This window comes from Streptomyces sp. NPDC051322, assembly GCF_040689485.1.
GTDB lineage: Bacteria > Actinomycetota > Actinomycetes > Streptomycetales > Streptomycetaceae > Streptomyces.
Window position 1 is genome coordinate 204,545 of record NZ_JBFBAK010000001.1, and the last position, 13,868, is coordinate 218,412.

Below are 13,868 nucleotides of genomic sequence, written 5' to 3' on the forward strand. Positions count from 1 at the left end.
TTTTTGGTTCAGTTGCGTTCGGCGAGGGGCACCAGGCCGGGGTGGTGTTGTGGGGGGAGGGCGTGTTCGCGGTCGAGGCCGAAGCTGGTGAATGCGGTGCGGCGCGGCAGTGGGTAGGGGTTGGTGCCGGTGATGGAGTTGAGGATGGTGGCGCTGCGCCAGGCGGCGAGGCCGAGGTCGGGGGCGCCGACGCCGTGGGTGTGGCGTTCGGCGTTCTGGACGTGGACGGCTCCGGTGACGCGGGGGTCGAGGATGAGGCGGTATTGGTCGTCGATGCGGGGGCGTTGTGATGCGTCGCGGCGCAGGTAGGGGTCGAGGCCGCTGAGCAGGGCGTCGATGGGGCGTTCGTGGTAGCCGGTGGCGAGGACGACGGCGTCGGTGGTGAGGCGACTGCGGGTGCCTTGCCGGCTGTGTTCGAGGTGGAGTTCGATTTTGGTGGTGGCGACGCGTCCTGCGGTGCGGACGGTGACTCCGGGGGTGAGGACGGCGTCGGGCCAGCCGCCGTGTTGGGTGCGTCGGTAGAGCTCGTTGTGGATGGCGGCGATGGTGTCGGCGTCGATGCCTTTGTGGAGTTGCCATTGCTGGGCGCTGAGGGTGTCGCGGGTGGTTTCGGGCAGGTGGTGGAAGTAGCGGGTGTAGTCGGGGGTGAAGTGTTCGAGGCCGAGTTTTGAGTACTCCATGGGGGCGAAGGCTTCGGTGCGGGCGAGCCAGTGGATGTTTTCGTGGCCGGTGGGGCGGGCGCGGAGCAGGTCGAGGAAGATTTCGGCGCCGGATTGTCCTGATCCGATGACGGTGATGTGTTCGGCGGCGAGGAGTCGTTCGCGGTTGTCGAGGTAGTGGGCGGAGTGGATGACGGGGACGGTGGGTGCTTCGGCGAGCGGTTTGAGGGGTTCGGGGATGTGGGGTTCGGTGCCGACGCCGAGTACCACGTTGCGGGTGTGGGTGCGGCCGAGGGCTTCGGCTTCGCCGTCAGGGTCGAGTTGGGTGTAGTCGATTTCGAAGAGGGCGTGTTCGGTGTTCCAGCGGATGGCGTCGATCTGGTGGCCGAAGTGGAGTCCGGGGAGGTTTTCGCTGACCCATCGGCAGTAGGCGTCGTATTCGGTGCGTCGGATGTGGAAGTGCTCGGCGAAGTAGAAGGGGTAGAGCCGTTCGTGTTCTTTGAGGTAGTTGAGGAATGACCAGGGGCTGGCGGGTTGGGCGAGGGTGACCAGGTCGGCGAGGAAGGGGACTTGGAGTGTGGCGTCTTCGATGAGCAGCCCGGGGTGCCAGTGGAAGGCGGGGCGTTGTTCGTAGAAGGCGGTGGAGAGGTGGGTGAGGGGGTGGGCGAGGGCTGCGAGGGAGAGGTTGAACGGGCCGATGCCGATGCCGAGGAGGTCGTGTGGCTGTTCGTCGAAGGGCCGGTCGGCGTCGGGGAGCCGGCTGTGGGTGGGCCTGCTGCTCTTGGGCGGGTTGTCGGTGGGTTGCTGGTCGGTCATCGGTGGGTGCTGCCTTCCAGGAGTTTGAGGAGTGCCTCCAGGTCACCGGTGGTGGCGTGGGGGTTGAGCAGGGTGGCTTTGAGCCAGAGGCGGTGGTCGGCGTGGGCTCGGCCGAGTACGGCGTGGCCTGCGGTGAGGAGGGTGCGGCGGATGTGGGCGACGGTTTCGTCGTCGGCTCGGGTGGGGCGGAAGAGGACGGTGGAGATGGTGGGTCGTTGGTGCAGTTCGAGGTCGGGGTGGGTTTCGATGAGGTCGGCGAGTTCCTGGGCGATGGCGCAGGTGCGGTCGATGAGGGCGGCGAGGCCGGTGCGTCCGAGGGCGCGGAGGGTGACGGCGATTTTGAGTACGTCGGGTCGGCGGGTGGTGCGCAGTGAGCGGCCGAGGAGGTCGGGGAGGCCGGCTTCGGTGTCGTCGTCGGCGTTGAGGTAGTCGGCCTGGTGGCCGAGGGGGCGGAGGTCGGTGGGGTGGGGGACGGCGAGGAGTCCGGCTGCGACGGGTTGCCAGCCGAGTTTGTGCAGGTCGAGGGTTACTGAGTGGGCGCGTGGCAGTCCGGCGAGTTTGGTTCTGTGGGTGTCGCTGAAGAGGAGTGGGCCGCCGTAGGAGGCGTCGATGTGGAGTTCGGCGTGGTGGTTTTCGCAGACGTCGGCGATGTCGGGGAGTGGGTCGATGAGTCCGGCGTCGGTGGTGCCTGCGGTGGCGGCGACGAGGAGGGTAGCGGGGTGCGGTCCTCGGCGGGTGTCGCGGGTGCGGGCGGTGTGCAGGGTTTCGTGGAGTGTGGCGGGGTCGAGCGTGCCGTTGGGGGTGGGGACGGTGAGGGGTTCGGGGAGGCCGAGCAGCCAGGCGGCGCGGTGCAGTGAGTGGTGGGCGTTGGCGCCGTGGACGAGTTGGACGGTGCCGTGGCGTTCGCGGGCGAGGAGCAGCGCGAGTTGGTTGGATTCGGTGCCGCCGGTGGTGATGAGTGCGTCGCCGGTGGGGTAGATCTCGGCGGCGAGTGCCCGGGTGACGAGGGTTTCGAGTTCGGAGGCTGCGGGGGCCTGGTCCCAGGAGTCCATCGACGGGTTGAGCGCGGATGCGGCGAGGTCTGCTGCGGCGGCGACGGCGAGCGGCGGGCAGTGCAGGTGGGCGGCGCATCGGGGGTCGGCGGGGTCGGCGGCGCCCTGGGCGAGGGTGTGGACGAGGGTGCGGAGGGCTTCTTCGGCGCCGGTGCCGGTTTCGGGCAGTACGGGTTGGGTGGTGGCGCGTACGTGGGCGGCGACGGCGTGGGGTCCGCCGGCGGGGAGGGGCCCGTTGCGGTGAGCTGCTCCGTCGCTCAGGGCGTCGAGGACGGTGGCGATGAGGGGCCGCAGGGCGGTCGGGCCTGCGGCCCCTCCGGCGAGGTCCGGTCCTGGGGGCGGCGTACTCATGCGGGTGTCCTTCGGTGCGCGTGGGGCTGTGGTGCCAGCCTGTAGGGGGAACAGGCGGCGCGCCCGAAGAGCACAACGATCTCAACCCGAAAGTGGTACTGCCTTGGTGGGGTGGGGGGTTCGGTGTACCGGCGGTGCTATGCGGCAGCGGGTTGTCAGGACGGGATCCGGGTTGTCAGGACGGAAGGGGGGTGTCAGGACCCGGAAGGGGGTGTCAGGACGGCATGTGGTTGCCGCGGACTTCCAGTGCTCGTCGCAGGTCGTCGAGCTGGTCGGCGAGCCTGCGGCGCAGTGCGGGGAGCAGGTCCTTCTCGGCCAGGCAGCGTTCGCCGCGGGCGAGTGCTTCGGGGGTGATGTCGTGGGCGGGGAAGGCGTAGCGGGCGGCGGCGTCGGCGATGGCGGGGCCGCGCCGGTCGGCCAGGGCGGCGGCGTCATCGTAGTACCGCTGGGTGTACTGCTGGACGAGTTCGGCTTGTTCGGCCTGCCAGAAGCCTTGGGCGGTGGCGGTGAAGAGGTAGTTGGACAGGTCGTCGCCGGTGAACATGGAGTGCCAGGCGGCGGCTTTGGCTTCTGCGGTGGGCAGTGCGGCGCGGCAGCGGGCGGCGCCTTCCTGCCCGGTGGCGCTGGGGTCGCGTTCGAGTTCGGCGGTGATGGCGGGGTCGTCGGTGGCGCCGAGGGCGGCGAGGCGGTGGAGGATGCGCCAGCGCAGTTCGGGGTCGAGTTCGGGTCCGCCGGGGACGCTGCCGTCGGAGAGCCAGGCCTGGATGCCGTCGGGTTGGGTGGCGGCGTCGATGAAGTGGCGTACGGCGATGAGCCGCAGTCCGGGGGCTTTGCCATCTTCGGTGCGGCGGACGATGGCGCGGCAGATGGTGGTGAGGGTGGCGAGCGCGGCGGGGCGGTCGTCGGTGGGGAGGTAGCGGTCGGCGATGTGGGTGGCGGCGAAGCCGAGTACACCTTCGGTGATGGCCAGGTCGTCTTCTTGCGGGAGGTGGGCTGCGGCGGCTTCCAGGTAGGCGGTGGCGGGGAGTTCGCCGTCGCGGACCATGTCGCGGGCGGCGTTCCAGATGACGGCGCGGGTGAGCGGGTCGGGGATGCCGGAGAGTGCGCGCAGGGTGGTGTCCCAGGATTCCGTGTCCAGGCGGACCTTGGCGTAGGTGAGGTCCTGGTCGTTGAGGAGGACCAGGTCGGGGCGGCGGCCGGGGCGTGCCGGGGCGGTTTCCTGGGCGGGGATGTCGAGTTCGAAGCGTTCGCGGAGGTTGAGGTGTGCGGGGTCGACGGGGTCGTGGTCGTAGGCGCCGACGGCGATGCGGTGGGGGCGGCTGCCTTCGCGGTCGGCGGTGAGGGTCCAGGTGGTGGGCGTTGCGGTGAGGTGCGGGGTAAGGGTGTCGACGCCGGTGGTGCGGAGCCATTTTTCGGCCCAGGCGTGGACGTCTCGGTCGGTGGCGGATGCGAGGTTGTCGATGAAGTCGGCGAGGGTGGCGTTGCCGAAGCGGTGGCGGGCGAAGTGGGTGTTGATGCCGGCCAGGAAGTCTTTTTCGCCGAGCCAGGTGACGAGTTGGCGTAGCGCTGACGCGCCCTTGGCGTAGGAGATGCCGTCGAAGTTGAGCATCGCGGATGCGGTGTCGGGGACGGCGGTGGGGTCGGGGGCTACGGGGTGGGTGGAGGGCCGTTGGTCGGCGTCGTATCCCCAGGATTTGCGGGCGATGCCGAAGTCGACCCAGGTGTCGGCGAATCGGGTGGCTTCGGTGAGGGTCTGGTAGCCCATGTATTCGGCGAAGGATTCGTTGAGCCAGATGTCGTCCCACCATTGGAGGGTGACGAGGTCGCCGAACCACATGTGGGCCATTTCGTGGGCGATGACCATGCCGCGGGTCTGGCGTTCGGTGTCGGTGACGGCCGACCGGTAGATGAATTCGTCGCGGAAGGTGACGAGGCCGGGGTTTTCCATGGCGCCCGCGTTGAATTCGGGGACGAAGGCCTGGTCGTAGGAGTCGAACGGGTAGGGTTCGTCGAATTTTTCGTGGTAGCGGTCGTAGCAGGAGCGGGTGATCCGGAAGATCTCGTCGGCGTCGGTGTCGAGGTAGGGGGCGAGGGAGCGGCGGCAGTGGATGCCGAAGGGCAGTCCGGCGTGTTCGGTGGTCACGGAGTGCCAGGGGCCGGCGGCGACGGCGACGAGGTAGGTGGAGATGAGGGGGGTGGGTGCGGCGTGCCAGTGGCCTTCGCCGGTGTGTTCGGTGATGCTGTTGGCGAGGACGGTCCAGCCGGGCGGGGCGGTGACGTCGAGTGCGAAGACGGCTTTGAGGTCGGGCTGGTCGAACGCGGCGAAGACCCGTTGGACGTCTTCCATGAAGAGCTGGGTGTAGAGGTAGGTCTCACCGTCGGTGGGGTCGGTGAAGTGGTGCATGCCTTCGCCGGTGCGTGAGTAGCGCATGGCGGTGTCGATGCGGAGTTCGTGGGGGCCTTCGGTGAGGCCGGTGAGCGGGTAGCGGTTTTCGGTGAGGGCTTGGGGGTCGAGGGTGTGTCCGTCGAGGGTGATGGATCGCAACTCTGCGGGCTTGAGTTCGACGAAGGTGTCCCCGGCCGCGCGTGCGGTGAAGTGGATGGCGGTGCGGGAGTCGAAGGTGTCGTCGCCCTGCGTCAGATCGAGGTGGATCGTGTATCGCTGGACGTCGAGGAGTTGGGCTCGGAGCTGCGCTTCGTCGCGCGTCAGTACGGACATGCTCCCCATCGTGCCGTACGGTGCCGACGGCCCGCATGGGGTCGCCGGTTCCGGCGGTCAGTGGTTCTCGGCGATCCGTTCGTGGTGCCTGATCACTTCGGCGACGATGAAGTTGAGTAGTTTCTCGGCGAACGCGGGGTCGAGTTTGGCGCTTTCGGCGAGGCGGCGCAGGCGGGCGATCTGGCGGGCTTCGCGGGCGGGGTCGGCGGGGGGCAGGTGGTGGCGGGCCTTGAGGTGGCCGACCTGCTGGGTACATTTGAAGCGTTCGGCGAGCATGTGGACGACGGCGGCGTCGATGTTGTCGATGGACTCGCGGAGGCGGTCCAGTTCGGCCTGTACGGACGGGGCTGTCTCGGTCATGGTCGTCGAGCTTACGTCGTGATCGTCGGTGGGTCGTCGGGGTCCGGTATCTGGTCACTCCAGCCGCCGTGGACGGTGTGGCTCTGTTGTTTGCGGAAGACGACGGGGGGTGTGCCGACGCGGCGGGTGAAGATCCGGGAGAAGTAGGCGGGGTCGTGGTAGCCGACGCGCCGGGCGACCGCGGCGACCGGCAGGTCGGTGGCGGCGAGGAGTTCCTTGGCGCGGCCGAGGCGGATGCCGAGCAGATAGTCCTTGGGGCTGCAGCCTGCTCCGTTTCGTACCGCGTTGCGCAGTTCGGTGGGGGTCATGCCGTGGCGGGCGGCGTGTTCGGTGATGGTGAGCGGCCGGCAGGCGTCGCGGCTGAGGGCTTTGAGTACGGGGTCGCCGTCGGCGTTGGTGTCGGCGCGGGCGCGGCGCAGGGTGACGAGGAGTTCGTGGACGGCGGCGCCGGTTTCCACTTCGAGGAGGGGGTTGCCGCGTCGTGCGGCGCGGGCGATGCGGCCCACGGTGGTGCGGGCGGCTGCTGCGTCGGAGAGCGGGACGACGGGCCTGGTGGGCTCGATGTAGCCGAGTCGGGTGTAGGTGTCGGTGGCGGGTCCGGTGAAGTCGACGAAGGATTCGTCCCAGCCGGTGGCGGGGTCTGCTCCGTAGTGGTGGGTGATGCCGGGGGTGATCCAGATGAGTGCGGGTGCGGTGACGGTGTGGGTGCGTCCGTCGGCGCCGGTGTACCAGCCGCTGCCTGCTCCGATGATGACGGCGACGTGGTGGTCGAGGGTGCGGGGGCCGACAGCGGGGAGGGTGCCGTGCTGGAGTCCGACGCCGAGACAGACGAGGCCGAGTGCGTGGTGCGCGGGGCTGGGGGTGAAATAGCGCATCCAGGTGTGGTACATGCGCTTTCTTCCTCCTTCGTCCGTCTTCGTTCTGTGCCGGTGTGTCCAATACGCGTTGATCTTTGTCCATGGACCGGGGCCGCCGCCAGGACTGAGGGTGGGCGGGTGGCTGATTTCACGGTGGGTGAAGAGGATTTCCGGATCGACGGTCGGCCGGTGCGGCTGTTGTCGGGTGCCCTGCACTATTTTCGGGTGCACGAGGGGCAGTGGGAGCATCGTCTGCGGATGCTGCGGGCGCTGGGGCTGAACACGGTGGAGACGTATGTGCCGTGGAATCTGCACGAGCCGCGGGAGGGCGACTTCCGCGATGCGCAGGCGCTCGGCCGGTTCCTGGACGCGGCGCGGCGGGCCGGGTTGTGGGCCGTTGTGCGGCCGGGGCCGTATATCTGTGCGGAGTGGGAGAACGGTGGGCTGCCGCACTGGCTGACCGGTGCGCTGGGTCTGCGGGTGCGGACCCGGGACGCGGAGTATCTGCGCCGGGTGGACCGCTGGTTCCGGCATCTGCTGCCTGAGGTGGTGCCCCGGCAGATCGACCGGGGCGGCCCGGTGATCATGGTGCAGGTCGAGAACGAGTACGGCAGTTACGGCTCCGACCAGGTGTATCTGCGTCATCTCGCCGATCTGTTGCGGACCTGCGGAGTGAGCGTGCCGCTGTTCACGTCGGACGGCCCGGAGGACCACATGCTGACCGGGGGTTCGCTGCCCGGTGTGCTGGCGACGGCGAATTTCGGGGCGGACGCGCGGGCGGGTTTCGATGTGCTGCGCCGGCACCGGCCGTCGGGTCCTTTGATGTGTATGGAGTTCTGGTGCGGCTGGTTCGATCACTGGGGTGCGGAAGGTGTGGTGCGGGATCCGGCGGACGCGGCCGGGGCACTGCGGGAGGTCCTGGAGTGCGGCGCTTCGGTGAATCTGTACATGGCGCACGGCGGGACGAGCTTCGGTGGCTGGGCGGGGGCCAATCGGTCGGGTGAGCTGCATGACGGTGAGCTGATGCCGACGGTGACGTCGTACGACTACGGTGCGCCGGTCGATGAGTACGGGCGGCCGACGGAGAAGTTCTGGCTGTTCCGCGAGGTCCTTGCCGGTTACGGCGACGGTCCGCTGCCGCCGTTGCCGCCCGCTCCGCCGGCCCTTGCCGGTCCGGTGGGCGTTGCGGTCACCGGGCGGGTGTCGCTCGACGAGGTGATGGATGGCCTGGGCGGTCCGGAGCAGGTCACGGGTGCGCCGCCGACCTTCGAGGAGCTGGACGTGGACCGCGGCCTGGTCCGCTACCTGGTGGAGGTGCCCGGCCCGCGGCAGCGGTATCCGCTGGTGCTGCCGGGGCTGCGTGATGTGGCGGTGATGTACGTCGACGGGGTGCGGGCCGAGCCGGGCGCCGGGGTGGCGGGGCCTGCGTCGGTGGAGGTGTGGGTGGAGTCGCTGGGCCGGGTCAATTACGGGCCACGGCTGGGTGAGTGCAAGGGGCTCACCGGGGGTGTGCTGCACGAGCGGCAGTTTCTGCACGGGTTCCGCTCGCGTGGTCTTCGGCTCGACTCGCTGGACGTTGCGGGCGCGGTCGCGCGGCTGCCGTTCCGGCCGGTGGAGCAGGGTGCGGCCGGAGGCCGGGGCCTGTTCCGTGCGGGGTTCGAGGTGCGCGGTGCGGGGGACGCGGTCCTGGAACTGCCGGGCTGGGGGCGGGGTTTCGTCTGGGTCAACGGCTTCTGCCTGGGCCGCTACTGGTCGGCCGGGCCGCAGGACTCGCTGTATGTGCCGGGCCCGGTGCTGCGGGAGGGCGGGAACGAGGTGTGGGTGCTGGAGCTGGAGGCGGCGGGCGAGCCGCGGTTGCGTCTCGGCCCGCCGTCCCCTGCCGTGCGGTGACTGCGGTGGGCACGCCCCCTGAGCGGTGTCATTCGCCGTTGCCGGCAGGGGACGTGCCCTGACGGTCGGTTCTGCTCACCGCACCTCGCGTACCTCGAAGGTGTCCAGGGCGAATTCCGCGACCCCGTCGTCGCCGACCTTGCGCAGGCCCACCCAGCTGTCGCCTTCGGCGGGTGCGGTGAACTCGTAGGTCAGCGGGGTCGGTGCGGTGGCGACGGGCAGCGGTGTGCGGTCCAGTTCACGGGTGGCGGGCTCGTCGACGCCGGTGATCCAGGCGTACTGGCCGGCGGTGTCGTTCTCGTATCTGAAGGAGACCCGGTAGCGTTTGCCGGCCTCGAAGCGGACGGTGTGCCGCACGGTGCGGTAGACCAGGCCGGTGTTCTCGCCGCGGGACTTGAGTGTTTCGCCGCCGTCGATGACGTCGTCGATGGCCTTGCCGTTCCAGCCGCGCTGGGTGAACGGCGCGTGCCGTTGGGCGATGTGGGTGCGCGGGTCCGTCGAGCCGCCGGCGTCGCCCTTGACGAAGACACCCCAGCCGTGCGGCACGTGTTCGAAGTCTTCGAAGGCGAGGGTGCCGGCCTTGTGGGTGTGTCCGCCGATGTCGCGTGCCGGGGTGATCCGGATGTTGTCGAAGCGCACCCGGGCCTCGCCCGGGGCTGCCCGCAGCGTGAGGTCGACCCGGCCGCCGCTCTCCGGCACGGTGAACCAGGTGAACATGGACTGGAAGCGGGAGCCGTGTTTGCGGTCGGCGGCGACGTAGTTGCCCGCACAGGACACGTCGGTCCAGTTGATGGCGGTGACTCCGTCGGCGGTACGGACTTCCAGGGCGGCCCGCCGCCGCTCCCCCGGTGTGCTGCCCACTTCGACCTGTACGGAAGCGGCGTAGGTACCGGCGGGGAGCCGGCCGAGCCGCCGGCTGACGGCGGCGCCGGCACCGGCCCCGATGACCAGTTCGTAGTCGCCGAGCTCGTTGCGTACCACCGAGGCGGGTCCTTCGGTGTGCAGGCCGGTCAGGGAGCCGGAGTGGGAGCCGGGGTCGTACACCGGGGTGCCCTGCCCCCAGCGGGGTGCGGGCGGGGCGGCGGGCCGGTGGCGGTAGAGCACGTACGGCTGCCCGGGCTTCGCGTCCAGGGTGACCTTCCCGGAGCGGACCGGCAGATCGCCCTCATGTGTCCGGCCCTGGTCGGTGAGCCGGTACAGGGAGACACGCGATGCGCCGGACCAGCCGCGCGGCAGTTGCCAGCTGGTGGTTCCGCCGTTCGGATTGTAGTGGTACAGCTTGGCCGGGTCGGTGGCGTTGCGCGGTTCCCAGGGCAGCAGGTAGCTGCCGCCCTGGTGGACGACCCGCCCGTCGGTGGTGATGCGCCGGGAGCCGTCCTGGTCGTCGACGACGGTCGCGGTGGGGCCGAAGAAGGTGATCTCGTGCTCGGTCCACCGTTTGATCGGGTACGCCTGGAGGTATTTCGCGGGCAGCGCGTCGGTCCACACGATGGTGTAGAAGGCGTCCCAGTCGGTCTTGCCGACCCAGCCCTCGAAGTTCCCCATCCGGCCGGCGCCGAGCAGGGTGGGCCATTTGTTGGCGAAGACGTCCTTCTGGTGGTTGCGGATGAAGCGGATCAGCCGGGAGTTGATGCCGCGTGAGGTGTCGCCGCCGTAGTCGGTCTCGTTGGCCCAGTGCGACCACAGTGACGAACGTTCGAGGCCGTGCCCCCATTCGCTGGAGACCAGCCAGCCCTGTTCGCGCAGGGCCAGCTGGAGGCGGTCGGAGTTCCAGCCGGACTCCCGGAAGACGTCCGGGTAGATCATGTTGAGCGCCGGGTCGGTGTCGTCGCGAAGGTCCTGGAAGCGTTTGATGATGTCGCCGGAGACGAGGTCGCGCCGGGCGTCGATGCGGTAGGACTGGTCCAGCCAGTCCCACTGTTTGTCGTTCTTGTCGACGAGCTTCTCGGAGAAGGCGTGGGCCACCGGATATGACTCGGTGGCGTTGACGTGTACGCCGAAGTCGCTGTTCCACTTGCGGCCCTCACGGACCAGCGTGTTCAGGTCGTCGAGGCCGCCGGCCCGCTTGTTGTAGTTGCCCGCGTAGTCGGGGTGCGCCGAGTCGTGGCCCTCCGACTGGTAGCCCTTGAGCAGGGTGTACTGCCGCAGCCCGTCGGTGGCCAGCGAGATCCGCTTGACGTGGTCGAGTGTGGCGAGGAACGGGTTGGTGGCCTGCGAGGCGAAGTTGAACGGGATGTGCGGGACGACCCGCAGGTGGGTCTCATCCGCGCCGAGTGGCGTCACCATGATGTCGCGGAAGGCGATGGCGGCGTCCTGCCAGTCGACCACCCCGTCGCCGTTTCGGTCCCGGGTGAGGATGACCGTCGCGTACGGCAGCGGTTCGGTGGCGTCGACGGGTGAGCCGACCGCGCGGTGCGTCCACTGCCCGCAGGTGAGCCGTGCCTCGGCGTGGCCGTCCCGGTGCACGGTCTGCCGCCACAGTCTGCCGTTCTCCCAGGTGGTGCCGGCGGCGGAGGTCGGTCTGTCGTAAACCGTGTTGGTCTCGACGGCCCCGCCGATGCGGTCGTGCGCGACGACGGCGTACGCACAGCCGAGAGGGGCGGCGTCCGCCGGGGTCTGCGCAGTGAGCTGGACCAGGGTGTCGCCGCTCTTCGCCTTGTCGAGGTCGAGCCGGGCGGCCAGCAGGGTGGCGCCCGGCTGGTCGCTGCGTACGGAGAGAAGAGCGAGCCCGGGAATCTCGAGGGTGCCGACCCGAAGGGCGGCCGAGTCCGCTATCCGGGTGATCCGCCAGTGGGTCTGCCATCCGTCGACGCGGATCTCGGCCCGGATCTCGGTGCCGCCGTCGAAGCGCAGGATGTACGTGATCCGGTCGCGGCCGGGTCGCGCGGTGACGTCCGGGGTGTGCTTCGTCCCGTCGATCAGGACGGTGGTGACCGGGTCGGCCTGACCGTACAGCGACGCGCCGGTCCTTCTGTCGGTGTACGACACGATCCGCGGGAAGCGACGGTCGACGCGGACGTCGAGGTCGCCGGAGCGCAGCACGGCCTCGGCCGCCGGCTCCGCCGCCCGGGCCTGCGGGGCGGCGAACGCCGCTCCGGCACCGGCCAGCGCCGTGGCGGTCACAACGGTCCTGCGGCTGGGTCCTCGCTCTGCTGGGTACACGCTCGCTCCTCCATCGCGACGATCATCCGTGCACGTCACGATGGAGGAGCGCGGCGTATGCGCCTATGGACAAAGCGGGGAGAGGTATTGGACTAACGGCCGGCCGCGGCCCTACAGGGTGGCCGCGGCCGCTTTGATGTCGGCGGCGAAGGTCGACACCTGGCTGTACACGCCGGGGTAGCCGGGTTCGGCGCAGCCCTGGCCCCAGCTCACGATGCCGACCTGGATCCAGGCGCCGGCGTCGTCCTTGCGGAACATCGGGCCGCCGGAGTCCCCCTGGCAGCTGTCGACGCCGCCTTGGGCGACGTCGCCGGCGCAGATCTCGTCGCTCGGCGTGAGGTCCGACCCGTACGCCTTTTCGCACTTCGTGTCGGACACGAAGGGGACGGTCGCCTTGCGCAGGTAGCGCTGCTGGTCGCCGTTCTCGCTCGTCGCGCCCCAGCCGGCGACGGTGAAAGTGCCCTTGTCGTAGTCCGTGGTGGTGGCGGTCTTCAGGGTCGGCAGGTTCAGCGGCTTGGACAGTTTGATCAGCGCCCAGTCCTTGCCCCGGCCGTCGTAGCCGGGGGCCTGGAGGACTTTGGTGGAGGGGACGTCGACGGCGTTGGGGCTCTGCAGGTCGACCGAGCCGGCGGTGGCGGTGATGGAGGTGTCGTTGCCCGTCCCCGACACACAGTGCGCGGCGGTCAGGACTATGTCCTTGGCGTAGAGCGCGCCCCCGCATCCCATCGAGAGACGCACCATGAAGGGGAACTCGCCCTCGGCGGCGCGAGTGCCGCCGACGATGGGCTCCGGTGCGGCGGCCGCGGCGGCGGTGGGCTGGAGGCTGACGGCGGCGAGTATGACGGCGCCGGCTGCGGCGGATCGTCTGAGGGTGCGAAGCGTCCGGGGCAGGACTGTCCGGTCGGGCTGGTTCCGGTCGGGCCGGGATCCGTCGGACTGGGACCGGTCGGGCCGGGTCGGGTCGAAGAGTGTCCGGTTCAACGGGCTTCCTCTCATGGGGGGAATCGTTCCGGCGATCCGAAAAGGATCAGTCCCATAAGACTGGTCACTATCCGGCGATTCCGCCCGCCGTAGAGTGGGCCGTGTGACGGACGACAGCGAGGTCGTGCACGGCTTTCCGCACCTGGAGACCGTGCGGGCGGCCATCACCGCACTGCACAAACGCCTCTCGTACGACGGCATCCGCGGCTACGCCCCGAGTGTCGCCCCGGCCGACGTCGCTTTTTCCGACCATGACGACCTCCATTTGGGTGCACAGCGGGTGGCGCACGCGATGGTCCAGCATCTGCATCTGCCGGATGCCCGCATGATCGTGAGCTTCCGTGAGATGCACCATGCGGCGGGGGTCGAACTGGCGGCGGGGCCGGAGTACTTCATCGAGCTCAACAACCGTTTCCGCACGCACCGCAACGACATCGGCGCGGCGCTGGCCCATGAGGTCATGCATGTCCTGCTGCACCGGCTGGACCTGAGCTTCACCGGCACCCGGGACAACGAGATCCTCACCGACACCGCGACCACCTATCTGGGGGCGGGCTGGCTGCTGCTGGACGCATACCGGGAGGACGGGGTGTCCAGCCAGAAGCTGGGGTATCTCACCCCGGAGGAGTTCGGCTATGTGCTGGCCAAGCGAGCTCTGGCCTTCGACGAGGACCCGTCGATCTGGTTCACCAGCCCGCAGGCGTACACCGCGTACCACAAGGGTCTGGACCGGGCCCGTCAGGACAGCCGGCTGCCGCCGCTGGCCGCTGCGGGCTGGGCGGGCCGCCGTGCCTATGCCAAGAACCGCAAGTACGCGCTGGAACACGGCAGTCACAGCCCGCCGGGCACCCCGTACGCCTTCGAGGAGGCCGGGAACGGACTGCGGGTCAGTTTCCCGTGTCCCACCTGCCAGCAGCGCATCCGGGTACCGGTGCGGGGGCGGGTACGGGCGCGTTGCGGGTTGTGCGGGACGGTCCTCGACTGCGACACCTGAGGCTGCGACACCTCAGGCGTCGGCTGC

At 69.6% G+C, this 13,868-nt stretch carries 9 protein-coding genes; 2 read left to right on the top strand and 7 right to left on the bottom strand.

Annotated elements, in window-relative coordinates:
• Positions 1-8: 8 nt before the first annotated feature.
• From AB0436_RS00965 to AB0436_RS00985, 5 genes are all read right to left on the bottom strand, one after another.
• The gene (locus AB0436_RS00965) at positions 9-1,475 is read right to left on the bottom strand and encodes a SidA/IucD/PvdA family monooxygenase (protein ID WP_366465504.1); all 1,467 of its coding nucleotides are present in this window, start codon (positions 1,473-1,475) and stop codon (positions 9-11) included.
• On the bottom strand, positions 1,472-2,878 hold the full coding sequence (locus AB0436_RS00970; protein WP_366465505.1) for a pyridoxal-dependent decarboxylase: 1,407 nt from the start codon (positions 2,876-2,878) through the stop codon (positions 1,472-1,474). Before AB0436_RS00970 ends, AB0436_RS00965 begins: the two co-directional genes overlap by 4 nt.
• Before the next feature lie 214 nt (positions 2,879-3,092).
• A complete protein-coding gene (gene pepN, locus AB0436_RS00975) occupies positions 3,093-5,597 on the bottom strand; it encodes an aminopeptidase N (RefSeq protein ID WP_366465506.1) in 2,505 nt (834 codons plus the stop codon).
• Between the two features lie 57 nt (positions 5,598-5,654).
• On the bottom strand, positions 5,655-5,957 hold the full coding sequence (locus AB0436_RS00980; protein WP_365855603.1) for a chorismate mutase: 303 nt from the start codon (positions 5,955-5,957) through the stop codon (positions 5,655-5,657).
• An 11-nt stretch (positions 5,958-5,968) separates the two neighbouring features.
• The gene (locus AB0436_RS00985) at positions 5,969-6,847 is read right to left on the bottom strand and encodes an AraC family transcriptional regulator (protein ID WP_366465507.1); all 879 of its coding nucleotides are present in this window, start codon (positions 6,845-6,847) and stop codon (positions 5,969-5,971) included.
• A gap of 105 nt (positions 6,848-6,952) precedes the next feature.
• On the opposite strand from AB0436_RS00985, the gene AB0436_RS00990 reads away from it, so the two are divergent.
• Complete coding sequence (locus tag AB0436_RS00990) at positions 6,953-8,704, top strand: beta-galactosidase family protein (RefSeq protein ID WP_366465508.1); 1,752 nt, start codon at positions 6,953-6,955, stop codon at positions 8,702-8,704.
• Between the two features lie 75 nt (positions 8,705-8,779).
• Here the strand turns inward: AB0436_RS00990 and AB0436_RS00995 are convergent, their stop codons facing one another.
• Positions 8,780-11,866: an endo-alpha-N-acetylgalactosaminidase family protein gene (locus AB0436_RS00995; RefSeq protein WP_366465509.1), complete on the bottom strand. Its 3,087-nt coding sequence runs from the start codon at positions 11,864-11,866 to the stop codon at positions 8,780-8,782.
• A gap of 111 nt (positions 11,867-11,977) precedes the next feature.
• Positions 11,978-12,757: a serine protease gene (locus tag AB0436_RS01000; protein ID WP_366466103.1), complete on the bottom strand. Its 780-nt coding sequence runs from the start codon at positions 12,755-12,757 to the stop codon at positions 11,978-11,980.
• A gap of 193 nt (positions 12,758-12,950) precedes the next feature.
• On the opposite strand from AB0436_RS01000, the gene AB0436_RS01005 reads away from it, so the two are divergent.
• Positions 12,951-13,841: a hypothetical protein gene (locus AB0436_RS01005; protein ID WP_366465510.1), complete on the top strand. Its 891-nt coding sequence runs from the start codon at positions 12,951-12,953 to the stop codon at positions 13,839-13,841.
• Positions 13,842-13,868: the final 27 nt, after the last annotated feature.

Bases quoted from the DNA above. Each gene is read 5' to 3' on its own strand.
- AB0436_RS00965 (WP_366465504.1), bottom strand. From the start codon at position 1,475: ATGACCGACCAGCAACCCACCGACAACCCGCCCAAGAGCAGCAGGCCC.
- AB0436_RS00970 (WP_366465505.1), bottom strand. From the start codon at position 2,878: ATGAGTACGCCGCCCCCAGGACCGGACCTCGCCGGAGGGGCCGCAGGC.
- pepN (WP_366465506.1), bottom strand. From the start codon at position 5,597: ATGTCCGTACTGACGCGCGACGAAGCGCAGCTCCGAGCCCAACTCCTC.
- AB0436_RS00980 (WP_365855603.1), bottom strand. From the start codon at position 5,957: ATGACCGAGACAGCCCCGTCCGTACAGGCCGAACTGGACCGCCTCCGC.
- AB0436_RS00985 (WP_366465507.1), bottom strand. From the start codon at position 6,847: ATGTACCACACCTGGATGCGCTATTTCACCCCCAGCCCCGCGCACCAC.